The 25,489-nt window shown below is 71.0% G+C and carries 25 protein-coding genes; 12 read left to right on the forward strand and 13 right to left on the reverse strand.

The features are described from left to right. The first annotated feature begins 67 nt into the window (after positions 1–67). A complete protein-coding gene (locus AB0I51_RS31355) occupies positions 68–730 on the forward strand; it encodes a TetR family transcriptional regulator (protein ID WP_362980923.1) in 663 nt (220 codons plus the stop codon). Between the two features lie 106 nt (positions 731–836). Here the strand turns inward: AB0I51_RS31355 and AB0I51_RS31360 are convergent, their stop codons facing one another. Continuing rightward, positions 837–2,777, reverse strand: a complete 1,941-nt coding sequence (locus tag AB0I51_RS31360) for an Ig-like domain repeat protein (protein WP_362980926.1) — start codon at positions 2,775–2,777, stop codon at positions 837–839. A gap of 225 nt (positions 2,778–3,002) precedes the next feature. On the opposite strand from AB0I51_RS31360, the gene AB0I51_RS31365 reads away from it, so the two are divergent. Continuing rightward, a complete protein-coding gene (locus AB0I51_RS31365; RefSeq protein ID WP_362980928.1) occupies positions 3,003–3,530 on the forward strand; it encodes a hypothetical protein in 528 nt (175 codons plus the stop codon). A 28-nt stretch (positions 3,531–3,558) separates the two neighbouring features. Here the strand turns inward: AB0I51_RS31365 and AB0I51_RS31370 are convergent, their stop codons facing one another. Both AB0I51_RS31370 and AB0I51_RS31375 read right to left on the reverse strand, forming a co-directional pair. After that, complete coding sequence (locus tag AB0I51_RS31370; RefSeq protein ID WP_362980930.1) at positions 3,559–4,443, reverse strand: calcium-binding protein; 885 nt, start codon at positions 4,441–4,443, stop codon at positions 3,559–3,561. Positions 4,444–4,631: 188 nt separating this feature from the next. Further along, a complete protein-coding gene (locus AB0I51_RS31375) occupies positions 4,632–5,756 on the reverse strand; it encodes an acyltransferase family protein (protein WP_362980932.1) in 1,125 nt (374 codons plus the stop codon). 169 nt (positions 5,757–5,925) lie between these two features. Here AB0I51_RS31375 and AB0I51_RS31380 point away from each other — a divergent pair, with 169 nt between their 5' ends. Beyond that, positions 5,926–7,464, forward strand: a complete 1,539-nt coding sequence (locus AB0I51_RS31380) for a PH domain-containing protein (RefSeq protein ID WP_362980934.1) — start codon at positions 5,926–5,928, stop codon at positions 7,462–7,464. Positions 7,465–7,481: 17 nt separating this feature from the next. Here AB0I51_RS31380 and AB0I51_RS31385 read toward each other — a convergent pair whose 3' ends face one another. Continuing rightward, positions 7,482–7,820 (reverse strand): antibiotic biosynthesis monooxygenase, encoded by a 339-nt coding sequence (locus AB0I51_RS31385; RefSeq protein WP_362980937.1) that lies wholly within the window; start codon positions 7,818–7,820, stop codon positions 7,482–7,484. Positions 7,821–8,098: 278 nt separating this feature from the next. Between AB0I51_RS31385 and AB0I51_RS31390 the strand changes: the two genes are divergently transcribed. The 6 genes from AB0I51_RS31390 to AB0I51_RS31415 all read left to right on the forward strand — a co-directional run bounded on the left by AB0I51_RS31390 (position 8,099) and on the right by AB0I51_RS31415 (position 13,813). Next, the gene (locus tag AB0I51_RS31390) at positions 8,099–9,184 is read left to right on the forward strand and encodes a beta-ketoacyl-ACP synthase III (protein ID WP_362980939.1); all 1,086 of its coding nucleotides are present in this window, start codon (positions 8,099–8,101) and stop codon (positions 9,182–9,184) included. A 124-nt stretch (positions 9,185–9,308) separates the two neighbouring features. Next, complete coding sequence (locus AB0I51_RS31395; RefSeq protein WP_362980941.1) at positions 9,309–9,542, forward strand: phosphopantetheine-binding protein; 234 nt, start codon at positions 9,309–9,311, stop codon at positions 9,540–9,542. After that, positions 9,542–10,777, forward strand: coding sequence for a beta-ketoacyl-[acyl-carrier-protein] synthase family protein (locus AB0I51_RS31400; RefSeq protein WP_362981131.1), 1,236 nt, complete (start codon positions 9,542–9,544; stop codon positions 10,775–10,777). The genes AB0I51_RS31395 and AB0I51_RS31400 overlap by 1 nt, the downstream gene beginning before the upstream one ends. 29 nt (positions 10,778–10,806) lie before the next feature. Next, positions 10,807–11,802, forward strand: a complete 996-nt coding sequence (locus tag AB0I51_RS31405) for a 3-oxoacyl-[acyl-carrier-protein] synthase III C-terminal domain-containing protein (RefSeq protein ID WP_362980943.1) — start codon at positions 10,807–10,809, stop codon at positions 11,800–11,802. 56 nt (positions 11,803–11,858) lie between these two features. Continuing rightward, on the forward strand, positions 11,859–12,620 hold the full coding sequence (locus AB0I51_RS31410) for a ferredoxin (RefSeq protein ID WP_362980945.1): 762 nt from the start codon (positions 11,859–11,861) through the stop codon (positions 12,618–12,620). Beyond that, on the forward strand, positions 12,617–13,813 hold the full coding sequence (locus AB0I51_RS31415; RefSeq protein ID WP_362980947.1) for a cytochrome P450: 1,197 nt from the start codon (positions 12,617–12,619) through the stop codon (positions 13,811–13,813). Before AB0I51_RS31410 ends, AB0I51_RS31415 begins: the two co-directional genes overlap by 4 nt. 2 nt (positions 13,814–13,815) lie before the next feature. Here the strand turns inward: AB0I51_RS31415 and AB0I51_RS31420 are convergent, their stop codons facing one another. The 4 genes from AB0I51_RS31420 to AB0I51_RS31435 all read right to left on the reverse strand — a co-directional run bounded on the left by AB0I51_RS31420 (position 13,816) and on the right by AB0I51_RS31435 (position 19,542). After that, positions 13,816–14,124 carry a GMC oxidoreductase gene (locus AB0I51_RS31420; protein WP_362981133.1) on the reverse strand — a complete coding sequence of 103 codons (309 nt, stop codon included), beginning with the start codon at positions 14,122–14,124 and terminating at the stop codon, positions 13,816–13,818. Next, positions 14,055–15,392: a lipase family protein gene (locus AB0I51_RS31425; RefSeq protein WP_362980949.1), complete on the reverse strand. Its 1,338-nt coding sequence runs from the start codon at positions 15,390–15,392 to the stop codon at positions 14,055–14,057. The genes AB0I51_RS31420 and AB0I51_RS31425 overlap by 70 nt, the downstream gene beginning before the upstream one ends. 363 nt (positions 15,393–15,755) lie before the next feature. Next, on the reverse strand, positions 15,756–17,342 hold the full coding sequence (locus AB0I51_RS31430) for a PE-PGRS family protein (RefSeq protein WP_362980951.1): 1,587 nt from the start codon (positions 17,340–17,342) through the stop codon (positions 15,756–15,758). Positions 17,343–17,346: 4 nt separating this feature from the next. Continuing rightward, a complete protein-coding gene (locus AB0I51_RS31435) occupies positions 17,347–19,542 on the reverse strand; it encodes an AAA family ATPase (protein WP_362980953.1) in 2,196 nt (731 codons plus the stop codon). Positions 19,543–19,661: 119 nt separating this feature from the next. Here AB0I51_RS31435 and AB0I51_RS31440 point away from each other — a divergent pair, with 119 nt between their 5' ends. The 3 genes from AB0I51_RS31440 (at position 19,662) to AB0I51_RS31450 (ending at position 20,781) form a co-directional block, all read left to right on the forward strand. Next, positions 19,662–19,922, forward strand: a complete 261-nt coding sequence (locus AB0I51_RS31440) for a CopG family transcriptional regulator (protein WP_362980955.1) — start codon at positions 19,662–19,664, stop codon at positions 19,920–19,922. Continuing rightward, on the forward strand, positions 19,919–20,362 hold the full coding sequence (locus AB0I51_RS31445; RefSeq protein WP_362980957.1) for a PIN domain-containing protein: 444 nt from the start codon (positions 19,919–19,921) through the stop codon (positions 20,360–20,362). The genes AB0I51_RS31440 and AB0I51_RS31445 overlap by 4 nt, the downstream gene beginning before the upstream one ends. Positions 20,363–20,424: 62 nt before the next feature. After that, positions 20,425–20,781, forward strand: coding sequence for a hypothetical protein (locus tag AB0I51_RS31450; protein ID WP_362980959.1), 357 nt, complete (start codon positions 20,425–20,427; stop codon positions 20,779–20,781). A gap of 21 nt (positions 20,782–20,802) precedes the next feature. On the opposite strand, the gene AB0I51_RS31455 is transcribed toward AB0I51_RS31450, so the two are convergent. The 5 genes from AB0I51_RS31455 to AB0I51_RS31475 form a co-directional block, all read right to left on the reverse strand. Further along, positions 20,803–21,867: a lactonase family protein gene (locus AB0I51_RS31455; protein WP_362980961.1), complete on the reverse strand. Its 1,065-nt coding sequence runs from the start codon at positions 21,865–21,867 to the stop codon at positions 20,803–20,805. Positions 21,868–21,881: 14 nt separating this feature from the next. Then, positions 21,882–22,853 (reverse strand): sugar kinase, encoded by a 972-nt coding sequence (locus AB0I51_RS31460; protein WP_362980963.1) that lies wholly within the window; start codon positions 22,851–22,853, stop codon positions 21,882–21,884. Beyond that, complete coding sequence (locus AB0I51_RS31465) at positions 22,850–23,539, reverse strand: bifunctional 4-hydroxy-2-oxoglutarate aldolase/2-dehydro-3-deoxy-phosphogluconate aldolase (RefSeq protein WP_362980965.1); 690 nt, start codon at positions 23,537–23,539, stop codon at positions 22,850–22,852. Before AB0I51_RS31465 ends, AB0I51_RS31460 begins: the two co-directional genes overlap by 4 nt. Next, the gene (locus tag AB0I51_RS31470) at positions 23,536–24,471 is read right to left on the reverse strand and encodes an ABC transporter permease subunit (RefSeq protein ID WP_362980967.1); all 936 of its coding nucleotides are present in this window, start codon (positions 24,469–24,471) and stop codon (positions 23,536–23,538) included. Before AB0I51_RS31470 ends, AB0I51_RS31465 begins: the two co-directional genes overlap by 4 nt. Before the next feature lie 97 nt (positions 24,472–24,568). Beyond that, on the reverse strand, positions 24,569–25,441 hold the full coding sequence (locus AB0I51_RS31475) for a sugar ABC transporter permease (protein WP_362980969.1): 873 nt from the start codon (positions 25,439–25,441) through the stop codon (positions 24,569–24,571). Positions 25,442–25,489 lie beyond the last annotated feature (48 nt).

Below are 25,489 nucleotides of genomic sequence, written 5' to 3' on the forward strand. Positions count from 1 at the left end.
TTCCGAACTTCACTCCATCTCGGGTCTCATTTGATTCTTGGTCTCATCTTCTGGTAATGTGGCCCGCATGGACGAACTCCCCGGCCTCCGTGAGCGCAAGAAGGAACGCACCCGGAACCTCATCGCGCAGGAAGCCCTGCGCCTCTTCCGCGAGAAGGGGTTCGACGAGGTGTCGGTCGTGGAGGTCGCGGCGGCGGCCGAGGTCTCCAAGGCCACCCTGTTCCGGTACTTCCCGGCGAAGGAGGACCTGGTCCTGCACCGCTTCGCCGACCACCTCGGCGAAGCGGCCCGCGTCGTACGCGAACGCCCGCCCGCACTGACCCCCACGGCCGCCCTGCGCGCCCACTTCCTGGACCGCCTCGCCGCCCGCGACCCGATCACCGGCCTGAACGACCACCCGGACGTGCTCGGCTTCATGGACCTGCTCTACGGCACACCGAGCCTCCAGACCGGCCTGGTGCAGCGCTACCGAAGCCAGGAGATCGACGCCCTCGCCGAAGCCCTGGCCCTCCCCGACACCGGGGGCTCCACCCCGCTCACCAGACGCCTCGCCGCCACGCACCTGATCGCCGTACAGCAGGAACTCGGCATGGAGAACTGGCGGACGATGGCCGCGGGCCGCACCGCCGACGAGGCGTACGACGATGCCGTGGCAGAGGCGGAGCGGGCGTACGACCAGCTCATGACCGGCCTCGACACGGTGTTCTGGGCCGGGGCGGCGCACGGCTGAGCGGCCGGAGGAGATCCGGCTCCCCCAAATGAACAGCCCCGCCGCGAGGACCATGGTCCTCGCGGCGGGGCTGTTCTACAGCTGGTGAACAGGCGTCAGAAATCGGCTAGTTGGAGAAGTAGATGTACTTCCAGTCGCTGTATGTCGTCGAGTTGACGTTGTCACCGGACGAGCCGTTGATGTACGCGGCCCGGATGCGGGCCTTGATGCCGGACTGGCCGGGTGCGCCGAGGTTCACCGCGACCTTGCCGCTCGTACCGAGGCCGAAGTACTCGGAGTCGGAGTCGTACCAGCGGCCGTCGTAGTAGACCTGCAGGTCGAGGCGCTCCTGGCGGTTGGGGTAGTAGGTCATCGTCGTGGTGACGATCGGCGCCGAGTTCTTGTGGAACCAGTAGTACGAGGTCGAGCCGATCTTCGCCGTCTTGTAGTGCTTGCTGATCGCGGTGGAGATCTTGACCTTGGCGTACGCCGTGACCTTCACCGTCCTGGACGCGTAGCGGGCGTCACCGGCGAAGACCGCGGAGACGGCGGTGTCGCGGGTCATGTCCACGGTCACGGTGAGGTTGCCGCTGGAGTTGACCTTGCCGGTCTTGACCAGCTTCTTCGGCTTGTCGGCGCCGAAGGGGTCCGCGTAGACGGAGACCGTGCGGTTCTTGTAGGTCTTGCCGAGGTGCGCGGTGAACTTCACGTCGGCGCCGTACGAGTACAGCTTGCCGTTGTTGTTCAGGCTCAGGCCGGTGGCCGCGCGGGACACCGAGACCTTGTCGGAGGCGCTGACCGCCGCGTGCCCGGCGTCACCCGCGTAGGACACCTTGTAGGTGACCGTGCCGCCGGCCGGCGGGGTGTCCGCGAAGGAGTACGTGCCGTTCGCCTGCACCGTGGCGGCCGGCAGCGCCTTGCCCTTCGGGGACTCCAGGTCGGTGCGCGTGACCTGGAGCTTCACCCCGGCGGGCAGCGCGACAGCGGAGGTGAGCTTCCCGGTGACGGTGAGCTTCTTGGCGCGGGTCGCGGAGGAGGGGGCGTTGACCGTGAGGGTCGGGACGTTCTTCTCGGGGTCGGTCAGCGCCTTGAGCGTGTAGCCGCCGCCGGACTTCCCGACCAGCGCGAAGATCCGCGAGTCGTCCGGGGCCCAGGCCAGGTCGGCCGTGCCGTAGACGCCGGTGCTGTACGTGCGGATCGCCTTGGTGGCGTTCGGCCTGTACGTCGTGATCGTGCCGCCGCTGGTCGTCGCGACCGTGCCGTCCGCGGCGATGTCGGCCTGCTGGCCACTCGGGTAGGTGCCCGCCTGACTGAACCTGCCGTCCGCGTAGGCGTCCCGCACCGCGCCGTTGACCAGTACCTCGTCGGCGCCGGGCACCAGGTCGATGTCGTAGATGCCGCTGTTGAGCGTGTAGTCGCCGCTGTAGTGGGCGACCTTCTGCGGGGTGGCCCCCGAGACGTCCACGACGGCCATCGAGTCGGTGGAGATACCGGTCTCGCCGATGGCGAGGACACCGGGCCGGGACGCGGCGGTGTCGAGGAAGCCCGGGTCCCAGATCGAGACGCCCTCCGGCATCTGCCCGAGGGTCACCGGGTCGGTGCCGCCCGCCGGGTCGGTGGCCGGGTCGACCGAGCCGAGGTTGCCGGACCACTGGTCGCCGTAGGTGAACCAGACCTTGCCGGCGGAGACGGCGAGGTAGCGCGGTCCCTCGCCGGTGGCGACCGGATAGCGGGCCTTGACGTCGAGGGTGGCCGCGTCGATCGCCACGATCTCGTGCGTCTCCTGCGCCGCCGCGTAGACGGTGGTCCCGTCGTCGGAGACGGCCAGGTCGGAGACGCCCTTGATCCCGCCGACCGAGGCGAGGATGTTGCCCGAGTAGTCGGTGGCCGCGACCGTACCGGCCGAACTGTCGCCCACGAACACCCGCTTGAGAGCGCCGTCCGCGACCAGACCGCCGGGCGAGGTGACGTTGGCGGTGGCCGCCGAGGCCGTACTCGTCGCTACGACGCTGAGCGCCGCCGAGCCGAAAAGAACCGCGAGCGCTGTCGCGGTGGAGATGCTGCGCATCCGCACGTGCTGTTCCCCCACAAGGAAAACCGGTCTGGAGACCGGGAGTTGAGAGCGCCGCGCAACGCCCGGACGTGACCGCGGATGAGAGACGCGGTGACGCGCGGGGCGCGGCTGCCATGCGCAGCGTATGGCATGCCTGTGACAGGTGGGAAAGGGGTTATGGGGTTGTCGTGTACGCGGAGTGCTTGGAAGGCTCCCGCTCGCCATGACGAGGGGGCGTTGATGAGTGCTGGGGCCGGGCGGCGACGGGTGCCGGTACGGCTGGGGATCGGTGTGGTCGTGCTCGCGGCGGTGGGCGGCGCGGGGACCTGGCTGTTCCGGGACGACCTGTTCCATCCCTTCGGGGACGCCCGGGCGTGTGCGGGGAGCGATCTGCGGCTGCCGCACGCGATCGAGGCCGGAGGCGCGCCCCTTCCGGCCGATGCCTCCGACATCCACTACCTCACCCGCAACGGCAGCGTCGAGGTCACGTTCCTGAGCCATCGGATGTCGGACTACCTGCACCGCGCGGGCGTCCTCCCGGAGGGGGAGGACCTGTTCGACCAGAAGCACGGGACCAAATACGGGGACGGCGAGGACGAGATCGCGCTGCCGGACGGCCTGTGCGGCGCCTCCCTGCGCGGCCCCGCCTGGGAGTACGGGTCGACTGCCGCCAACGGCACCCGCGTCGACGTCGTCGACGAGCGGTCCACGCTGTACCACGACGCGTTCCGCCGGCCGGCCCGGGCCGTGGTCACCTTCACGTCCTGAGACCGGCCCCTGTCAGGTCCGGCTCACGTCAGTTCTGGTGGACGGCGTTGTGACCCGGCCCGCCCGACAGGACGTCCGTGCCGGTGCCGCCCCACAGCGTGTCGTTGCCGGAGTTGCCGTAGATGGTGTCGGCGCCGGCGTTGCCGTAGAGGACGTCGTTGCCCGTGCCGCCGTAGATGAAGTCGTTCCCGGCGCCGCCGCTGATCCGGTCGTTGCCGGCGCCGCCGGTCAGGCTCTGGCCGCCCGCGCCGCCGGTGATGACGTCGTTGCCCGCGCCGCCGTCGGCCGCAGCACCCACGGTCGTGATGGTGTCGTTGCCGTTGCCGCCCTGGGCGATGGTCTCGACGCCACCGTGCAGGGTGTCGTTGCCGTTGTCGCCCCAGCCCACGGAGTACTTGCCGAGGGTGATCGTGTCGTTGCCGGTGCCGCCCGAGACGTAGTCGCCGTCGACGCCGCCGTCCTCGGTGTACTTGTCGTTGCCGGCGCCCAGGTCGACCGAGGCGAAGTAGTACGTCTGGGCCGTCCTGTTGTGGTACGTGAGGGTGTCGTTGCCGTCGCCGAGCGTCAACTGCACGGTGGGGTAGGGGTCTTGGCTGTCCAGCATGGTGACCGCGCAGGAGACCTTGGTGTGGTCCGAGGCGGTGGGGTACGCACAGCCGGTGCCGGGCTTGATGGTGACGACGTCGGCGATGACGTACGTGATCCTGTCGGTGCCGGTCGTGTGTGTCGCGGTGACGACCGCCTTGTTGGCCTGTCCGGCGGCGGCCGTGTACAGGACCTCGTTGCCGCCGTTGCCGAGCGCGGCGGTGGCCGGAGCAGTGGCCGCGCCCGCGGTTCCGGCGAGAAGCAGCGGCGCGGCCAGACCGGTGCCGAGGGCCAGGGCCATGAGGCGACTGACGGGTCGAGAGGACATCGCACAACCTCCGGGGAACGTAGGGGAGTTGGCGGATTCCGGGGAATTCGGACTCCGACACCGCGTACGACCCGCCCTTTCGGAGCTTGGTTGTGCGCCTTTTCGCAAGGGAGTCGTCGCGGCGTGAATCGTCAGCCGCGATTCAACGCGAATTCATCGAACGGCCCGCTGATCAATGACAACCATCGCTACGAGGCACGGGCCAGTTCCGTAGCGTCACGGCAAAACGCCCACCGCATCTCCGGTTCCATCGCGAAGCGGAAGGCCCGGCGGACGGGCGGTGCGCACAGCGCGGTCACCACGGCGGCGGCGACCACCGTCACCGTGAGCTCGCCGAGGGGGCCCTGGACCCACGAAGGGCCGTACCAGCCCCAGGACTTGGCGCCCTGCGCGACGAACCCGTGCAGCAGATAGCCGTAGAGCGTGCCCGCGCCCAGCGCGGTGAACCAGGTGCGGCGGCGCGGCACCCAGGCGAGGAAGCAGGCGACCAGCAGCGTCGAGCAGGCGAAGAGGGCCAGTGTCATGAGGGGCCCTTCCCGGTCGGGCACGCCGAGTTGCTCCGCGCTCGCGTTGTGGAAGAGCCAGGCGTAGTCGAAGCGCGGGACCGACCAGTAGGCCACCGCGAGCGCGCACCCGAACACCGGGACCGCCAACTGCCGTACCTCGGGCCGCCGTACGAGCTGGAAGTGCTCGGGCTTCAGGGAGAGACCGAGCACGAAGTACGGCAGGAACTGCAGCACGCGCTGGAGATCGAGGTCGTTGCCGATGGAGGGGGACATCGTCGCCAGCATCGCGACGGCCAGCGCGAGCGGCAGCGGGTGGCGGACGTGGTTCCACATCGGGGTGGTGAGGCGCCAGACGAACAGCGCCGCCAGGAACCACGTCAGATACAGCGGGTCCAACAGGCTGATGGCGCGGTCGGGTTGGTGGTCCGTCCAGCGGGTGAAGAGCGTGTAGGCCGTCTCGAAGACGACGTACGGCACGACGATTCCCGTGAGCAGCCGTCTGAGCTGGGGCGGGGTGGCGCGGAAACTCCGGGAGAAATAGCCGGAGATGACGATGAACGCCGGCATGTGCACCGCGTACACGAGCGTGTACAACGCGGTCACGCTACGGCTGCCGGAGCGCAGCGGCTCCCAGGAGTGACCGATCGCGACGAGGACGATCGCCAGGTACTTGGCGTTGTCGAAGAACGGGTCGCGCGGCCTGGCCGACGGCCCGACCACCCGCTCGGGCACGGCGCCCGCCCGCGGCGCCGGGGCCGCCGTCCCTTCCTGTACGACGTCCTTCGCGGTGGTGTTTCGGTACGGCATCCGGACCGCCTCACCGCTGTCCGGCGCCGTAAACCCGCTCCCGGGCAGAGGTGGTACGAGTCACAGGAGAGGCGGGGGTGTTCTTGCCTTATCCGGGCAGCGTGGCGGGTCGGAAGACTGCCGGAGGAGGCACAAGCGCTTGCCGTGCGGGCGGTAAGAGAGTTACGGCATGACCGATGACCCTGACGTGGTGATCTGCCGTGTGCCCGCCGCGCGTGGCCTGTGGTCCGCGGTCGGACTCGGGGCGGCGGGGGTCGTCGTGGCCGCGCTGGGCGCGGTGTACGGGGGCCCGGACGTGCTGTGGCTGACCGGCGGCGGGTCGCTCGTGTTCCTCGGTCTCGTGTCGCTGTACCTGGTCACCGCCCGGGTGAGCGCCGACGCGCACGGCCTGCGGTCCCGGACGCTGCTGCGCAGCTGGAGCGTGCCGTGGCACGAGGTCGCCGAGCTGCGGGTACGGCTGAGGCGCGGCAACAGCTCGGGGGGCAGGCAGAACCGTCGCGTCAGCGTGCTGCTGCGGGACGGGCACAGCACGACGCTGCTCCTGCCGGCCGCCAGTGCCACCCAACTCGCGGCATTCGAAGCGCAGTTGACCGCACTCCGAGCCCTGCACCGGCGCTACGGGACCGACGTCCGGGAGTCGGCGACCGTCCCCGTCATCTCCGACCGCACCGCCGGGGGCGGCTGGGCGGGTCCGGCCGTCGTCTGGTGTGTGGTGCTGCTGGTGGGCGCGGGCGTGGCCGCCGCGTTCGTGTCGGACACCGCGGCCGACGAGCGGGCGTGGCGGTCGGCGACGCCGTGCACCGCAGCGACCCCGGCCGCGGACCTCCGGGAGTGCCTGACCTACATCTCGGCGGTGATCGCGCGGACCGACCCCAACCGGCCCAGGAAGCTCAGCCGGCTGTACTTCACCGACAACCGGCCGATGGCGCGCCTTGAGGTCCCGGTCGAGGCCGCCAACGGCTTTCACGCCGGCGACAAGGTCCGGCTCACCTTCTGGCGCGGCGAGGTGAGGGTGGTCAGCGGCTCGCGGTACGTGTGGCACCGGCATGTCGAGGACGCCGGGGACCTGGCCGTGATCGCGGCCTTCGCCGCCCTCGCCGCGGGCTACCCCGGCGCGCTGACCCTGCAGCGGCTGCGCGGACGCCGGCTGCCCGCCGACGAAGTCCTGCCCTCCGCCCTGCCGTTCGCGGTCCCCCTCGCCGGGACGGCCCTGTGGCTGGTGCCGCTCTGTTACCTCCACCCCACGACCCTGCTGGCCTCCGCCACCACGATCGGCTGGCTGGCGGCGGGCACCCTCGGCACGGCCGCGCTCCTGACCTGGGCCTGGCGCGAGACCCGGGTCCGCCCGGCCGGCGAGGCCGAACCGGCCGCAGAACTGCCGGAGTTGGACGGTGAGGTGTTCGTCGCCGCCCGCTTCCTCGACCACACCGACTACAATCCGTACGGCTTCGGCACCCATATCGCCCTCGGGGACGGCCCGCCCGCGGTGACCCCGGGCCCGGGCCGGTTCGCGGCCCGCCGGATCCCGGTGGAACGGCTCACCGTCAAGGCCGTACGGCGGGCCCGGGGCGGCGACGGCGACACCGTCCCCAGCGACTGGCACATCGCCGAACTCGACGACGGGGGCCGCCCGGTCCGCCTCGCGGCGGCACCGGCCGACCTCACGCGCGTCCTGCACGAACTGACGGCGGTGCGGGAGACGTCGTAGCGCTGGTGCCGTAGGCCTCAGTCCTGCTTGGGGCCGGCCTGCTGGACCACCTCGAAGGTCCACAGCGTCGCGTCCGTCGCGGCGGGCTTGGGGCGCTCGCCCTGCGCGGATCCGTCCTGGGGCGTGCCGCGGTGGGCGGCCTGGCCCATGCCGGACATCCAGTTCTGGAAGTCCTCCTCGGCGCGCCAGCGGGTGTAGACGAGGTAGGTGTCGGTGCCCTCGACGGGCCGCAGCAGCTCGAACCACTCGAAGCCGTCCGAGCCGTCCACCGTCCCGGCGCGGTTCGCGAACCGCTTCTCCAGCGTCTCGCGCTGCTCTTCGGGGACGGTGAGTACGTTGATCTTGACGATGCTCATGTGCCCATTGTCCCAGCGCCGTCACCCGACCCCGTGAACTGGCGTGTCCTCCGGGGCGGTTGTGTGCCGAACGGCGGTCACCTGCCGTCCTCTTTCGGGTGATCCGTGGACGGCATAACGGCCGTAACGTTTCCTCACTTCGCCCGCCGACCTGCGTTTTTGCTGGTGGGGAGGGTGATTTGGCTCGCAAGTTCGAATCGTGTCACGTTCCCGGCCCGATCTTGATCCGATCTACAGTCGTGCTCGCTCGTCCAAGATCACTTACGAACGAGGCGTGTGTGACCCACCGACTGCCCAGCGCAGCCCCCCTCTTGACGCCGTCGCGGACGGCCGTCCTCGAGGGCATCGCCGGTTACGTCCCCCCGGACGCGGTGGCGAACGACGCCCTGCCCGCCGCGTGGGGTGTCGACGACGCCTGGGTGCGCAGACGCACCGGCATCGGCGAACGGCGGCGCGCGGCACCGGGGGTGAGCACCGGCGACCTCGCGCTGGAGGCGGCCGGCCGGGCACTCTCGGCCGCCGGCCGGCCGCCGGTCGACGCCGTCGTCGTCGCCACCTCCACCCCCGACCGGCCGATGCCGGCCATGGCCCCCCGACTCGCCACCCGCCTCGGACTCGGCGCACCGGCCGCCTGGGACGTGTCCGCCGCGTGCAGCGGATTCGTCTACGGCCTCGCCGCCGCCGTCGGCGCCCTGACCTCGGGGTGCGCGGACCGGGTCCTGCTGGTCGCGGCCGAGGTGTACTCGACGCTCCTCGATCCGCAGGACCGCTCCGCCGGAATCCTGTTCGGCGACGGCGCCGGGGCCGCCGTACTGCGGCGCGGGGCACCGGACGAGCCGGGTGCGGTGCTGGCGTTCGACCTGGGCAGCGACGGCGCGGGGGACGAGCTGATCCAAGTGCCCGGCGGTGGTGCGCTGGAACGCTCCCGACCGGGCGAATTCGGCCCGGACGACCGCTACTTCCGCATGCGGGGACACGACGTCTTCCAGCATGCGGTGACCCGTATGACGCAGTCCGCCCACACCGTGCTCAAGCGCGCGGACTGGGCGGCCGAGGACATCGACCGGTTCTGCGCCCACCAGGCCAACGCCCGGATCCTGTCCGCCGTCGGCGCCCGCATCCCCGTGCCCGACGACCGGCATGTCACCAACATCGCCCGGGTCGGCAACACCGGCGCCGCCTCCATCCCGCTGGCCCTCGCCGACGCCGCCGCACGCGGTGAACTCCACGCCGGACAACGGGTGTTGCTCACGGCCTTCGGTGCCGGGCTCACCTGGGGCTCGGCGGCCCTGGTCTGGCCGGAGCTGCCGGAAGCGCCCGGCGCCGACGGTGCCGACCCGGCCGTGCCGATGCCGGTCGTCTGAGACCTCGCCCGTTCGCGGGCGGCCCCGCTGTTCCCCGTCCGTCGGTGCCCGCTGTCTTCGCGTACCGCGAAACAGGTCGAGCACCCCGATTGTGCCGCTCCGCCCACTCGTCGAAAGGAACGCCATGTCTCCCGTCCAGAGTGCCGTGACCGCCGTACTCACCCAGAAGTTCGAGGTCAGCCCCGAGTACATCCGCCCGGAGGCCACTTTGGAGAGCCTCGATCTCGACTCGCTCGCGCTGGCCGAACTCGCCCTGGCGCTCCAGGAGGAGCTGGGGGTTCCGGTCGCGGAGGAGGAGGCGGCCAGACACTGCACCGTGGGTGAGCTCGTCGCCACGCTGAACGCCAAGCGGGCGTGATGAAAGCACCCTGCGCACCCGTCTCCGTCACCGGCCTGGGGCTCATCACCCCGGCCGGGGTCGGCCGCGCGGCGACCTGGGAGGGGGTTCTGTCCGGCCGCTCCACCGCCGCCACCGACCCCGAACTCAAGGGCTGCGCCGTCGACTTGTCCTGCCGTATCCCGCTCATGACACCGGAACAGGCCCGGATCGGCGGCGGCAAGGCCTGGCGCATGGGCCGCTTCAGCCAGCTGGCCGTGCTCGCCGCGCGGGAGGCCGTCGCCGACGCCGGGCTCGACCCCGCAGAGTGGGACGGCGCACGGGTAGCCGTGGTCATCGGCTCGGGGCTTGCCGGGGCCGCCCACCTGGAGGACCAGACCCTCCGCCACCACCAGGGCGGCCCGGAGCTGGTGTCGCCCGCGCTCGTACCCATGCTGATCTCCAACATGGCAGCCGGAGAAGTCCTGTTGGACCTCGGCGCCCACGGACCCTCCCTCGCGACCGAGAGCGCCTGCGCCTCCGGGGCCAGCGCCCTGGCCACGGCCCGCGCGCTGCTGCTCGCCGGACTGTGCGACATCGCGGTGGCGGGCGGCGCGGAGGCGGCCGTCACCCCGGTGATCACCTCCGGCTTCCAGCGGATGGGCGCGCTGTCCTCGCGCATTGGCGAACCCGCCGCCGCCTCACGGCCGTTCGCGGCCGACCGGGACGGATTCGTGATCGCCGAGGGGGCCGCCGTCCTCGTCCTGGAACGGGAGGCGGACGCCCGCGCCCGTGGCCAGCGGCGCTACGCCCGGCTCGCCGGCGTCGGCCAGACCTCCGACGCCTTCCACCCGACGGCCCCCGCGCCAGGGGGAGTTCACGCCGAGGCCGCGCTGCGGGCCGCGCTCGCCGAGGCGGGGCTCGGTCCCGGAGACGTCGACCACGTCAACGCGCACGGCACCTCGACCCCCCTCAACGACCTGACCGAGGCGGAGTTGATCGAGCGGGTGCTGCCGCACCAGCCAAGTGTCACCGCGCCCAAGGGAGTTCTGGGCCACGGTCTCGGCGCGGCCGGCGCGGTCGAGGCCGCGCTCACCGCCCTCACCGTGCACCGCTCCACCGTCCCGCCGATCGCCAACCTCACCCCGGACAACCTCCCCTACGACCTGGACTGCGTGACCGGCCTCCCCCGCCGACAGCGCGTCCGGGCCGCCGTCAGCCACTCCTTCGGGTTCGGCGGCCACAACGTGGTGCTGCTCTTCACCGCCGAACACTGACGACCGCGGACCGAACACAGGAAGGATCAATGACCGTTCACAGCACGATCGTTCACGCCGCCGTCCACATCCCCGAGGGACGGCAGAGCGTGGCCGCGGTGGAGGACCGCTTCCGGGCGGGCAGCCCCGCCGTACCGCTGGCGCGCGGGGTGCTCCAGCGCATGTACGGGCTGGCCGAGCGCACCGTGGCCGACGACCTGGAGCAGCCCTCCGACCTGGCCGCGCACGCGGCCCGGCGCATCTTCGACGACACCGGTACCGACCCGGCCGGCATCGACCTGCTCCTCTACGCCGGCATCCTCGCCGACATGGAGGAGCCGGCCACCGCGCATGTCGTCGCCGACAAACTCGGCCTGGGCTGCCCGGTGTTCGACCTGAAGAACGCCTGCAACGGAGTCCTCAACGCGCTGGAGGTCGCCGACGCGCTCATCCGGGGCGGTCGCTACCGCCGGGTGCTGGTGACCACCGCCGAGGTCAGCACCCGGGAGAGCCGCTGGCAGCTGGACGACCCGGCCGACCTGCCGACCGCGCTGCCCAGCCTCAGCACCGGAGACATGGGCTCGGCGCTGCTGGTCGAGGCGGCCGAGCGGCCCGGCATCCTCGGCTCCCGGTTCTTCGCCAACTCCTGGGGCTGGCGGGCGGCGACCCTGCCCAACCCGTACGCGCAGCACCGCAGGATGGGCCATCTCCGCATCGACTCCGCCCAGCTGGTGGGCTCCTTCGACGGGCTGCCGGACAAAGTGCGCGGCGCACTCCGGGAGTTGGACCTCACGGGCGAAGACCTGGACCTCGTCTGTGTGCACCAGCCCTCGGTGCCGTTCACCAAGGTCGTCTGCGACTGGGTGGGCGTGGACCCGGGCCGGGTCCTGGCCACCTTTCCCACCCACGGCAATGTGGCGACCAACACCATCCCGCTGCAACTGGCCGCCGCCCTCGACACCGGCCGGCTCCGACGCGGCGACCTGGTCGGCATGTTCGGCTTCGCGAGCGGGGCCAGCGCGGGAGTGGTCGTGTGCCGCTGGTGAAGCACGTCGACTCCCCGGCCCACGGCTCCGTGTCTCCGTACGAAGGTGAAAGCGCCTTGACCACGACCCGCGTCCCCCGTATCCCTCCGCTCCCGCCCGCCGAATGGCCCCCGGTCCTGCGGTCGTTGCTCGCCGACTCCCACCAGGACGGCCCCGGCCGGGAGAACCTCTTCGGCACCCTCGCCCACCACCCCGTCCTCGCCCACGCCTGGCTCTCCCTCGCCCGCGTCCTCACCCACGAGGGCACCCTCGGCCACCGCAGACGCGAGCTGATCGTTCTGCGCGTAGCCCACAGGCTCGACGCGCCCTACGTCCACCGGCGGCACCGCACCCCGGCCGCGGACGCCGGACTCACGGCCACGGAGATCGACGCGACGGCGGCCGACCCGAACTCCCACGCCTGGGCGGCCGAGGACAGCGACCTCCTGGAGGCGGCCGACCTGCTGGCTGTCAACTCGACGGTTCCCGAAGGCCTTTGGGGCCGACTCGCCCGAGTCCTCAGTGCCGGGCAACTCGTCGAGCTCCTGGTCCTGGCGGGCCAGACCGCCACCATGTGCGCCACGCTCAACACTCTCCGCACCCCTTCCGACCGGCAGCCCTCTCTCGTCGTACAACTGGACCGGGAGCGCTGTTGCAGCGCGGGCCAGTGCGTCGGCGCGGCGCCCGAGGTGTTCGAGCAGGACGAGGAAGACGGCCGGGTCACCCTGCTCGTACCGGAGCCGGAGGCGCGGTACGCCGACGAGGTGCGGTTCGCCGCCGACCTGTGCCCCGGCGGAGCCATCACGCTGGTCGACGAAGAGGAGCCGGCCCGCCCATGACGACCGCCACCACCGCCCTCAACCTCCCCGCCCCGTACGGAAGTTGCCCTCTCTCCCCGCCGCCCGCCTACACCGACTCCGCCCGCGAGGCCGCCGTCACCCGTGCCGTGCTGCCGGACGGCACCGGCTGCTGGCTCGTCACCGGCTACGAGGAGGTCCGTGCCGTGCTGGCGGACGCCCGGTTCAGCGCCGACGCGCGCACACCGGGCTTCCCCTTCCTCTCCGCCGGACAGCGCGAACTGGCCACCGCCAAGCCGAGTTTCATCCGCATGGACGACCCCGAACACGCCCGGCTGCGCCGCATGGTCAGCAAGGACTTCCTGGTCAAGCGGATCGAGAAACTGCGCCCGGGCATCCAGGACATCGTCGACCGGGCCGTGGACCGCATGACCGAGGGCCGCACCTCCGCCGACCTGGTGGCGGACTTCGCGCTGCCGATCCCCTCGCTGGTCATCTGCCTGATGCTCGGGGTGCCGTACGAGGACCACGACCTGTTCCAGTCGCTCAGCCGGACCCTCCTCGACAACCGGACCACCCGGCCGGAGGCGGAGCGGGCGCATGCCCAACTCATGGGCTATCTGGCGGAGTTGGCGGCTCGGAAGCGCAGCCGCCCCGCCGACGACATCCTCAGCCGGCTCGCCGCCCGCGAGGACCTGACCCCACAGGAGACGGCGTCACTCGGCTTCCTCCTGCTGGTCACCGGGCACGAGTCCACGGCCAACATGACGGCCGTCAGCGTGCTCGCCCTGCTCCAACACCCCGACCAGACACGCCTGTTGCGCGCGGACCCGGGCCTGGTCCGGGGCGCCGTGGAGGAGCTGTTGCGCCATCTCACGATCATCCATCTGGGCCTGGGGCGCGCGGCAACCGAGACCGTGCGGGTGGGCGGGGTGACGATCCCGGCCGGGGACGGCGTGATCTGCATGCTGTCCACGGCCAACCGGGACCGCCGACTCTTCGGTGAGACCGATGACCTGGACCTCACCCGGGACGCCCGCCGCCATGTCGCCTTCGGCTACGGCATCCACCAGTGCCTGGGCCAGACCCTGGCCCGCGTGGAACTGCAGACCGTCCTCACGACCCTGCTCCGCCGCCTGCCCGGCCTGCGCCTCGCCGTTCCCGTCGGTCAACTCGCCTACAACCGGGACAACATCGTGTACGGGCTGCGCGCGCTCCCGGTGACCTGGGCCTGAGGTCAGAACACCCTGCCCAGGTTCTGCTGCACGATCGTCCGCATGCTGTGCTCGGCGAGCGCGGCGATCGTCATGGACGGGTTGCAGGCGCCGGTGGAGCCGGGGAGGCGGGCGCCGTCCAGGACGTAGAGACCCTTGTGGCCGAGGACGCGGCCGGCGAGGTCGGCGGCGTCGCCCATCGGGACGCCGCCCAGCGAGTGCCAGGTGGACGGGGCCCCGGCATTGGTGTCGATCTCCGGTCTCAGAGCTGTACGGGCATGGTCCAGCAGTTGGAGGTGGCCGACCTGCCGGAGAGGCGGTCGGTGAGCCAGGAGATGGCGTCGCCCTGGTCGGTGAGCAGGGGAGCGAAGTGGTTGACGAGTGCGCTGCCGACGCTGGGCAGGACGACGGGCCTGTACGTGACGTCGGCGCCCTTCGCGCACCAGTCGAGGGCGAGTTGGCGGGCCTGTGCGTGCGGGACGAGGTTGTCGCTGACGCCGGTCGCGATCCGGACGGGCCCCGACGGTTTCAGTGTGCCGATGCGCTGCTCGTCGACGTAGGCCCGGAATGCGGGAGTCGCCGCGATGATGTCGCTGAGGGACTGCCCGTCCGTGGTCCAACTGGTGCTCTTCGTATAGGCGTAGCCGAGCAGCGCGTCGCCGACGCACATGGTCGACAGGTCGGTGAGCGCGGCCTTCCCGGCATCGTTGAGGTGTGCCTCCGCGAGGGGCTTGAGCGCCGGGTCGGACTGGAGGAAGCCGTTGAGCGACCAGCCCAGCGCGCCGGCGAGTTCGCTGCCGTCGATGGCCTTGGTGACCGAGGTCAGGTCGGCGGGCGGGGCTCCGGCGTAGGTGCCGGAGAGGGTGACGTCGGGGGCGTAGGAGGACTGGAGTTCGGCGGCCGCGGCGGTCGCCCCGCCGCCCTGGCTGTAGCCGTAGAGCCCGACCGGTGAGTCGGCGGTGACCGAGGTTCCGGCCAGCGAACGGGCGGCGCGTACGGCGTCCAGCACCGCGTGCGCCTCGTCGATCCGGTTGACGTAGGTGTGCAGCCGGTCCGTGGCGCCGAGTCCCACATAGTCGGTGACGACGACGGCGACGCCCTCGGCGAGCAGGCGGTAGATGGAGAGATCCTCGTAACCGACCGAAACCGTCTGGCTGTTGAAGACCAGGGGATGCTCCAGGCCCATCGAGGCGGAGCACTGGTCGCCCTGTCCCACGGTTCCGGGGGCGACCGCGACGAGGGGGCGCGGGCCGCTGCCGGACCAGTCGGCGGAGGGTTCGATGTAGGCGCCGGTGACGGCGACGGGCTGTCCGTCGGAGTCCGTGGACTTGTACATCAGCCGGGTCGCGGTCCCCGGGAGTGTGCCGTCGAGGCCGGGCAGGCTCAGGGCCAGAGGGAGGGGCTCGCTGCGGACGAGGGCGCCGTTCGCGGCGGGCAGGGTGGCGGGCGGGTTGTAGAACGCGGGGATCGTGACACCTCTGGACACGACCTCGTCCGAGGCGGTGGCGGCGGTCGCGGTCGCGGTGACGAGCGCCTGGGCCCCGAGGCAGGCGACGACGGTGAACGCGGCGCCGAGCAGGCGCCGTTGGCGTGCGGGCATGGCGAACCTCCTGTGGAGCGGCCGTCAGGAAGCGGCGGCGCGGTGGCGCACACACGCGTCCCACGTGTGTGCGCCGGCGCCGCCGAGAAGTGGTTCGCCTGGAACTTACCTGCGGGTAAGTTACTCGTGATACCTGTCGGTAGGTTACGTTTCGGTAATGTGACTGACTGTCAAGTCGAAGCGATCCGATCGAGACGGTCGGCGACGGCTTCCGGCTCGCTGACCATCAGGTCGTGGCCGGTGTCGATGTCCCACAACCGCCCGGCCGCGCGCGCCGGTTCGCGGCCAACTCGCCCCGGACGGCAGCCCGTTGCCGAACCCCCTGCCCGCCCTCTTCACCCATGTCGCCGCCCGCGCCCCCCTCTACCGCGCCCTCCTCTGTGACGAGGGCAGCGCCCGCATGATCAACCACCTCCTCCACCGCATCACCCTCGCCGCCCGCACCAGCCGCGGCCTCCCCACCGACACCGACACCACCGACCCGGTCTCCGCCTTCCTCGCGGGCGCGATCCTGGGCACGGTCATGGACTGGCTCCGGCGGGACTGCGCGGGGACGGCGGAGGAGATGGGGGCGGCGGTTTGGCCTTGTGCGGTGGCTTGTGCGGAGGTGCTGCCGGGGCGGCGGGCCGTACGTGACCAACTCGGGGCCCTGACAGTGCCGTGGCGGAAGCCGGCTACAGCGGGGCGGTTGGAAGTGGCGAACCCGGTGATCGCCTTTCGCAGCGGTGCCACGGCGGTTTCGGGGCCCGTGCGGGTGTCGAGCCCCAGGACCTTGATGAGGCCCATGCGGCCACGCGGCCCCTCGATCCGCAGGTCGCGTTCGGTGGGACCGTCCGGCGCGGGGTGGACGACGAGGGCGAGCGGGTGCTCCGGGCCGGTGTAGCCGGCGATGTAGGTGAGGAGCTGGTGACGGTCGGCGGAAGAGACGTTCTTCGCCGCGTAGTTCTTGTACTTCGCGTCCACGGCGAGGAAGCGCGGCGCGGTCGACTCCTCGTCCTGCGGCGGGAAGGCCAGCAGTACGTCGGGATTGAACGGCGGGGTCCTGTCCGTCAGCCCGCCATGGGTGCGGATGGCTCCCTCTTCCTCTCGCGCGCCCCTCCCGCCCACAGTGACAGCCGCGTCGACGGCCATGCGGCGCACGACCCGCTCCCACAGCACGTTCAGATTGAGCAGCAGGCTCTTCGCCCCGAAGCCGTACGGGTCCAGCAGGTCCGTGACGCCACCGCCGCCGAGCACCATGCCTGCCCAGGCGTGGGCGGCCCGGTAGTGAGTGTTCAGCCGCGTGTACTGCCCTCGCGCCAGCAGTGGCACCGCGTCCAGCGGCCGACGGGGCGTCGGGAACTGCGCGGCGGTGTCCAGCAGCCACCGGATCTGCGCCGGGTCCGTGGACCGCTCGGCGGCGACAGTGAGCGCGGCACCGCACACCAGGTTCTCCCAGCCGCCGTCCTCGTACTCGAACGTCTGGAGATGGAGCCGGTCGACCGCCCCGAAACACCGGGTTGCCTGCGCCTCCATGTCGAGCCGGCCGCGCAGCGCCGTGTCGATACGGGGGCGGCGCACATAGTCCCGGCGCAGGCCGCGGCGCAGCAGCAGACGGCATTCATGGAGCAGGGCGGCGGGCACCAGACCGGCGTATCCGTCCTGGCCTATGGGCCAGTTGCGCAGCGTCTCGTCGGGAGTTCTCCGGTCGTTGGCGTAGCAGAGCCAATTGATCAACTGCCGCCCGGCGATGGGAAGCTTGGGGCGTAGCACGAGCCGTATCCGTTCGAGCTGCAGCACACCGGTGGTCGCCCTGGCCTTGAGCACATAGCCGTTGCGGACCTCGACGACGTCCACGACCTTGGTCGAACGGAGTCTGTCGAGGTCGTCACCGTAAAGCCTGGAGCGGGGAACGGGGACGGACTCGTGCTCCTTGAGGATCACCTCGTGCCGGGCGGCCGTACGGGGCACTCCGCTACTCCCCGCCCCAGCCGACGGCGCCCGTGTCACCCGTCGGTTCCTCACCCGCGGACGCGGCGTCCGCGAACTCGTCGGCGAGGATCCCGGGGAGGTCCTGCGGGTTGGTCTGTACGACCCGTCCGGTCCGGTCGTCCACCAGCTTGCCGAGTACGTTTCGCAGCAGTTCGGGCTGACCCAGGCAGTAGTCCGTCACGAGCGGCACGATTTCGTGGTGGAACGCGTAGGAGAGCTGTTCGGCGGTGATCAGCGGCCGGTCGTCGGCGAGCAGATAGGCCTGGCCGAGCAGATGGTCCGGCCCGAAGGCGGAATCGAGTTTGGCGTTCAGCCCCTCCAGGAAGCCGGCGAGGCCGAGTCCTTCGACTTCACCGTCCAGCGCGTCGAGATCCGGTTGTACGTCGACGAAGGCGAACCTGCGCCGGATCGCGGCGTCGATGTGCCCCACGCTGCGGTCGGCGGAGTTCATGGTGCCGATGATGCGTACGTTCGGCGGCACGGTCTGCTGTCGGCCGCTGGTGGGCAGGGTGATGGAGACGGAACCCCGCTTGTCGAGTTCCAGCAGTGTGATCAACTCGCCCAGGATCCGCGGCAGATCACCTCGGTTGATCTCGTCCACGACGATCAGGAAAGTCTGGTCGGGGGCCTTCTCGGCCGTTGCGCAGACCCGGCGGAACAACCCGTCGGTCAACGTCAGGCTCAGCCCGGCTCCGGACTCCGCCGGGTTCGGCTTGAACCCCTCGACGAAGTCCTCGTAGCCGTAGGACGGGTGGAAGGTCACCATGGTCAGGCGCGCGGCGTCCTTGGTGCCCTCCGCCACGTGGGACAACTCGGCCAGTGCGGCGGCCCGTTGGTCCGGAGGGGCGTCGATCACGTCGGCGTGGCCGGCCAGGGCGAGCGCCACACTCAGCGCCAACCGCGTCTTGCCGGTACCGGGTGGGCCCTGCAGCACGACCTGCCCCTTGTGGTGGAGCAGATCACGCACTTCGCGTACGGCGTCGGGCAGTTCGGCGTCCGACTCCGTGTCGGCCCCGGGCTCGACGGGCTCCGTGAGGGCCGCCCTGCGCCTGTTGCGGATCTCTCTCCACAGTGTGGCGGGAACCTTGGCGAGGGTCTGCTGCCAGGCGTGCCGCGGGGAGTCGAAGACCTGGGCGTAGGAGGTGTCCCAGTTCACACCCACGGTGTGCCGGTGTTTCTCCACGCCCGCCTCGTAGACGTAGCCCTCGGCGATCGTGCCCACGGCCAGTACCTCGGACTTGCCCCGGTTGGCGACGATCACATCGCCGGGCTCCAGATCGCGGAAGGCGAGCATCTGGCGGGCGAGCCGAAGGTTGCCGCCGGCACTGCCCGGCCAGTACTGGTCCAGCGCTTCCTTGAGTTCCTGGTCGCTCTCGAACTGGCCGAGGCTGCCGACCTCGTCCCAGCCGATCCGGATCCGACGGTTGGTGAGGCAGTCGTCCCAGAGACCGGCCCGCGCGCCCGGCGCGATCTTCCAGATGACCCGGTCTCTCGGCCGTGGGTCGTGAAAGGTGTACAGATATTCCATCACTTCGTGCGGCAGCCATCCCTCGAACTCCGACAACTGCCGTACGAGTTCGAGGAGTTCCCGGTTGGCCCGCCAGGTTCGTACACCCGAGGACTGCTGGTGCGGACGGCCACCGAGCAGCGCGGTGAAGTGCCGGACGTGCGAGGCGGAGAAGATCGGCAGGAACTCGCCGGGGAAATAGACCGCCAGTGCCTTGGTGGTCAGCGCCTGGCCGTACGACAGCGACTCCAACTCGTCGATGAGTTCGTACTGGCCGTCGGCTGCGGCGCTGAAGGCGGCTTGGAACTCGGTACGCACCTTCTCCCACGCCTCGTGTACGCCGAGACCGCGCAGCGCGGTGGGCACGATCCGCCACTCGCCCGACCGGTGCTGGTACAGGATGTGTTTCGCCGCGCTGCCACCGCGGATGCTGCCGATGGTGTTGGTGCCGTATTCCATCAGACGGCAGAACGAGTACGACGGGTTCCTGTAGGCCGCCGGTCCCAGGGCGTACTGCTCCAGGCGCAGGTCGGCCCAGATCTTCAGCGGGAACTGCTCCACTGCTCCCAGCCGCTCCACCTCGGCCCTGGCGGCTGCGCCGGCGGCCGCCTCCCGGTCGAAGATCGCCATGCGATCCGCGAGACCGTCCCGGAACTCCCCGCTGTCAGCCATGCGCGCATTCTTCCGCATGCCCCGTCGGCCGGTTCCCCCATCTCCCGAACCCATGAACCGAGCCGTACGACGCCGTGCATGCATGTACATCACTCTGGTACATAACCTACTTTTGGTACATGTCGATGAAGCGCACCAACGTCTACGCCGACCCCGAGGATCTGGCGATCATCAAGGAAGCCGCCGCGCGGCGCGGGGTGAGCGAGGCCGAGATCATCCGCCAGGGGATCCATCTCGCGGCGATGGCGAACCGGGTCTGGGACGAGCCGTTGTTCTCGCGCGCATTCGAAGGACCGGGCCGTACGCTGCCCAGGTCGCAGGTCCGTGACACGGTCGCGGACGCTGTCCGCCGCGAGACGGACACCGGAAGCGCCGCGTGATCATCGTCATCGCGGGCACCTCCGGCCTGCTGGCGGCCCTCGACTCGACGCACCCGGAACACGGAGCCGCCAACGAGGCCATCATGGCCGCGGGACTGCTGATCATGTCCCCGCTCCTTCTCGCGGAGCTCGACCACGTCGCCACGCGTGAACTCGGCCGCGAGGCAGCCCGCAGCGCGGTCGACGACATCCGCCGCTGGATGCGGCGCGGCCGGGTCGTCGTTCCGGAGATCAGGGAGGACCATCTGGCCGCCGCGCAGTCGGTCCGGATCCGCTACCGCGCGTTGGATCTCGACCTCGCCGACGCGGTGAACGTGGCACTGGCCGCCGACTACGACACCGACGCGATCCTCACCCTCGACCGCCGCGACTTCCGTGCGGTACGTCCGCTGGGCAGCCAGAAGGTCTTCCGCGTTCTGCCGGACGACCTGCCGTTTTGACGCGGGGCTCGCGGCCGCGCCGGTCGGTGTCGGCCGCGTGATCGGAGGCCCGGGTGGTGGCGATGCCGGCGGGGACATTGTGGATCGGCGCGTACGTGGCCGTAAGAGTGACGGCGGCCTCGATCGCGTCCGCGGCGACGTGGGGGGCGTGGGCGGCAGCCGCCGCGGCGGCCGTCCAGGACGAGCTGCTGTACAACGACGACCCCGAGGCGAACTTCGAACTCGGCCTGGGCCGGCTGCTGGCGGGGGCCGCGGCGGCGTTGGGGAGCAGCGGGCGAGGTGGGCGCCGGCCGATCCGGCCGCTGTCTCGGCGGCCGGCCACCCCGTGGGCGTTCGGGCAAGGTTCCCGTACCGACGACGTGCCCCACGGTCCGTCCACGGGATCGTCGTGCTCATGGGACGTTCGCCCGCCTGCGTGACGAACACCGCCGGTGACCACGTCAGACCACGAGCGCGCACACCACTGAAGCGACCCCCACCACAACCCCCGTCTCCCCCAACGTCCCGTCCTCCAGCACCCGCAACACCGCCACCGTCCCGCTGTGCTGATTCGCCACCAGCAGATGCCCGGGCGCCGCAGTCAGCCCCCGGGGCCAGCTGCCCCCGCTCGGGATCTCGCCGAGAGGTTCGAGGGTCGTGCCCGTGATCCGGAACGCCGCCACCGTGTCCGCACCCCGGTTGGTGACCCACACGTGGTTGCCACAGGCGGATGTGGCAATGCCGCCGGGCTGGTTGGGGACGTCCGCCACGGCCGTTGCCGGCACCCGGGACAGTTCGTGCAGGGTGCCCGTCTCGGCGTCGTAGCGGTGGCAGGTCACCGTGGAGGAGAGCTCGTCCGCGCTGAGGACCAGGTCGCCGGTCGAGGTGAACGCGAGGTGGCGGGGGCCCGAGCCGGGGCGGAGGCGGGAGGCCGCCACCTGCTTCAACTTGCCGGTGACGACGTCCAGTTGGTACGCGAACACCGTGTCCGCGCCCAGGTCCGTCGCCAGGATGTGGCGGCCCGCCGGGTCGACGAGGACCTGGTGCGCGTGGCTGCCCTCCTGACGGCCGGTCACCGGGCCCGAACCCTTGTGTTCGACCACGTCCGTGAGGTCCGAGAGCCGGCCGTCCGCGTCCAGGCGGTGTACGGCCACCGTGCCGGGGAGCGTGTCCGTGCCGTAGTTGGCGGTGAGGAGGAAGCCGCCGCTCGGGTGGACGGTCAGGTGGCAGGGGTTCGCGCCGCCGCTGGTCACGGGTGCTCCCAGTGGAGTCGGTGCCGCGCCCTCCCGCAGCGCGAACGCGCTCACCGCGCCCGGCGTCGACTCGTGCGTCGTGTAGACGACGGGGAGCGTCGGGTGTGCCGCCAGGAAGGACGCGCCGCTCGCCGCCACCGCGTCCACCACCTTCAGAGCACCGTCCTGCGGGGTGAGCCGCAGCGCCGCCAGGCCGACGCCCTCACCACCCGTGTCCGGTGTGTACGAACCCGTCAGGACGTCGACGTGCCCTGCTGTACCAGTACTTGTCATCGGGCGTTCAGTCCTCAGCGGAGTACGTCGTCATGGTGGTCCAGCAGCGGGAGTTCGGCCCGGCGCGGCAGGCCCTCCCAGTCGCCCTCCGTGCCGACCGCGAACGCGCCGACCCGGGCGGCCGTGTCGAGCCGGACCGGCGCGGGTGCACCGGCCAGCAGCTCGGCCAAGTAGCCGGCGACGAAGGCGTCCCCGGCACCCACCGAGTCGTGCACGCGGGCGGGCAGCGCGGGTTGGCGGTGCGGGCGGCCGTCGAGGAGCGCGAAGGCTCCCTCCGCGCCGAGTTTGATCACGGCACCGGAGGGGCCCAACTCGCAGAGCCCCTTGGCCAGTTCCTCGGGCTCGTGGCGGTCCGGCACCGCGAGCCGGGCTTCGTGCGGGCCCGCGAACACCAGGTCGCTGTCGTGGAGGAGGGGGAGGACCGCCTCCCGCGCCGCGTCCTCGTTCCACAGCAGGGAACGGAAGTTGATGTCGAGGGAGATCGACACCCCTGCCTCGCGGGCGATGTCGACCGCCCGGCGGACCGCTCGGGCCGGCCCCTCCCCCAACGCCGGTGTGATGCCGGTGATGTGGAGAATCGCCGCCCCCGCCACCAGCTCCTCCGGGATGTCCTCGGGAGCCAGGCGGACGCCCGCCGTCGCCGTGCGGTAGTAGCGCATCCGGTGGTGCGTGCTGGTGCGTCTCTCCTTGAGGAGGAGGGAGGTCGGTGCCGGATCGCGTGCCGCCACAGCGGTCACCCCTTCGGCCCGCAGTTCGCGCAGCACCAGCTCGCCCAGCTCGTCCTCGCTCACACGGCCGATCCAAGTGGCCTTTCCGCCCAGGCGACTTACGCCGATCGCCACGTTCGACTCGGCGCCTGCGATGCCGAGGCGCAGAGGGGTGCCCAGAGTGAGCGGGCCGGGACCGGCGGCGGACAGGACGCCCAGGGTCTCGCCCACGGTGACGAGGTAGGGCTCGTCGTTCTCGACAACAGGCTTGCTGTTCACAGGGGGTTCTTCTCCTCGGGCCCGGTGCCGGGCCTGACCGTCTCCAGCAGTGCGCGTGCCCGGGCCGTGAGGGCGCTCAGCGCCTCGGGGCTGGGGTCCCGATCGGCGTCGCGCAGCAGCGGGGAGCCGACGCCGACGGCGAGTGCGCCCGCCGCCATGTACTGCCCGGCCGCTTCGAGGTCGACGCCGCCGACCGCCATGAGCGGTATGTGCGGGAGCGGGGCGCGGAGTTGGCGCAGATGGGTGGGGCCTCCGGTGCAGGCAGGGAAGAGTTTCACGGCCGCCGCGCCGGCCCGCCAGGCGGTGGTCACCTCCGTCGCCGTCCACGCTCCCGGGTAGCAGGGGATGCCCTGGTCGGCCGCGTCGTGGATGACGTCCGGTTCGACGTTCGGGGAGACCAGGAACTCGGCGCCGGCCGCCAGCGCGTCCCGGGTGTCGGCCGTGCTGAGGACCGTACCGGCGCCGACCGAGACCCCGGCGCCGAGTTCGTCCTTGATGCGGGCGATCGCGTCGAGCGCGCCGGCGGTGGTGAGGGTGACCTCCAGGCAGGTGACCCCGCCGGCCGCGAGGGCACGGGCCGCGGCGGGCAGCGCGGAGGCGTCGGCCGACCTGAGGATGGCCATCACCCGGGTGTCGAGCAACTGGGTTGTGATCAGGGGCCGTTGAAGAAACTGATTGTCCGTCACTTAACTGCTCCCGCCGACATTCCGGCGACCATCTGGCGCTGGAAGAAGATGAAGATGACCAGTAGGGGCAGCACACCCAGCAGCGCGGCCGGGAAGAGCGTGGTCGGCTGCACGGTGTGCGGGTCGATGAAGGAGTACGCGTTCACCATGACGGTGCGCTTGCCCGGGTCCTGGAGGAATACGAGGGGGACCAGCAGGTCGTTCCAGATCTGCAGGGCGATGAAGGTCAGCAGGGTGCTGGTGACCGGCCGCAGCAGCGGCAGGATGACGACGAAGAAGGTGCGCAGCGCGCCGCAGCCGTCGAGGGCCGCCGCCTCCTCCAGGTCGGCCGGGATCTGGCGGATGAAGCTGGTGTAGAAGAACACGGCGAGCGGCAGGTTGAGCGCGGTGTAGATGAAGACGACGCCCGCGTAGGTGTCCAGCAGGTTCAGGTCGCGCATCAGCAGGTACAGCGGTGCCACCACGACGAACACGGGGATCGAGGTGCCGAGGATGAAGAGGCGGTACACCGCCGTCGACCAGCCGGCCGTGATCCGGCCCAGCGGGTAGCCCGCGAGCGCGCCGAGCACGGTGATGAGGACGCACGAAAGCCCGGTGATCAGCAGGGTGTTGAGGGTGCTGGTGCCGTAGTGGATCTGGCTGAAGGCCTGCGTGAAGTTCTTCAGGGTGAAGGAGTGCGGGATGCCCAGCGGGGAGCGCGCCACGTCGGCCGCCGTGCGCAGCGAGGTGACGATCGTGAAGACGAACGGCAGGACGAAGAGGACCGTGCCGAGGGTGAGTGCCGTGGTGCCGAGGCCGGCGGCGAGTCTGCGCGGGGTCCACGGGGCGGCGGCGCGGGGGCCGGCCGGGGTGCGGGGCCGGGGCGTGGCGCGCTTCCCGGCGGGGCGGACGGCCTCCGGTGCGGAGACCGGTGTCGAGGGGGGTGAGGTCATGGGGTGATCCGTCCGATTCCAACGATTCCAACGGTGCCGACGGTGCCGACGGAGAACTGCCTGGCATGCGTACGCACTTGAGGGCGTCCGTACGTCGTCACACGCGCCGTTCGCGCAGTCTGAGCAGGGAGTTGGTCGCGCTGGACAGGACGACCACGGTCACCAGGAGCAGTACGGCGATGGCGACGCCGTAGGCGAACTTCCCGCCGCCGAAGATGTTCCGGTACACGAGCAGGGTCAGGGTGTCGGTGGCGCCGGCCGGGCCGCCGTTGGTCAGGACGAGCGGGAACTCGAAGACCTTGAGCGAACCGATCAGGCTGAGCGTCACGTTGACGGTGAGCGCGGGCGCCAGCAACGGCCACTCGATGCTGCGGAACCGCCGCCAGCCGCTCGCGCCGTCCAGCGCGGCGGCTTCCAGGAGTTCGGTCGGCATGCTCATATAGCTGGCGAGGAAGATCGCGCACGAGTAGCCGGTGAACATCCAGATGTTGACGGTGGCGACCGAGTACAGCGCGGTGGACGGGTCGCCGAGCCAGACATGCTTGAGGCCGCCGAGACCGACCCCGTCGAGCAGGGCGTTGAGGCCGCCGTTCGGTGCGAAGAGGTACGACCAGATGAACGCGGCCATCAGCGGTGAGATGAGGGTCGGGGTCAACAGGACGACGCTGAGGGCCTTTCGGACCTTCTCGCGGCGGAACAGCATCGACGCGAAGAGCAGCCCGAGGCCGTTCTGCACGACGACGACCACGACGGCGTAGAGAACCGTGTGCCACAGGGCGGCGGAGATCTGCGGGTCGTCCGCCATCTCCTTGTACTGGTCCATGCCGACGAAGTGGGAGATCGGGCCGCCGACACTGTCGGTCAGGCTCAAGTAGACGCCCTTGAACAGCGGATACAGGATGAAGAGCGCGTACACGGCGATCGCGGGGAGCAGGAAGGCGGCCATGGTGGCACGCCGTCGGTGGAACACGGGGGATCAACCTCCTTGGCCGTCAGGCCCCTTGGGGGAGTGGGCGGG

The organism is Streptomyces sp. NPDC050549 (genome assembly GCF_040655035.1).
GTDB lineage: Bacteria > Actinomycetota > Actinomycetes > Streptomycetales > Streptomycetaceae > Streptomyces.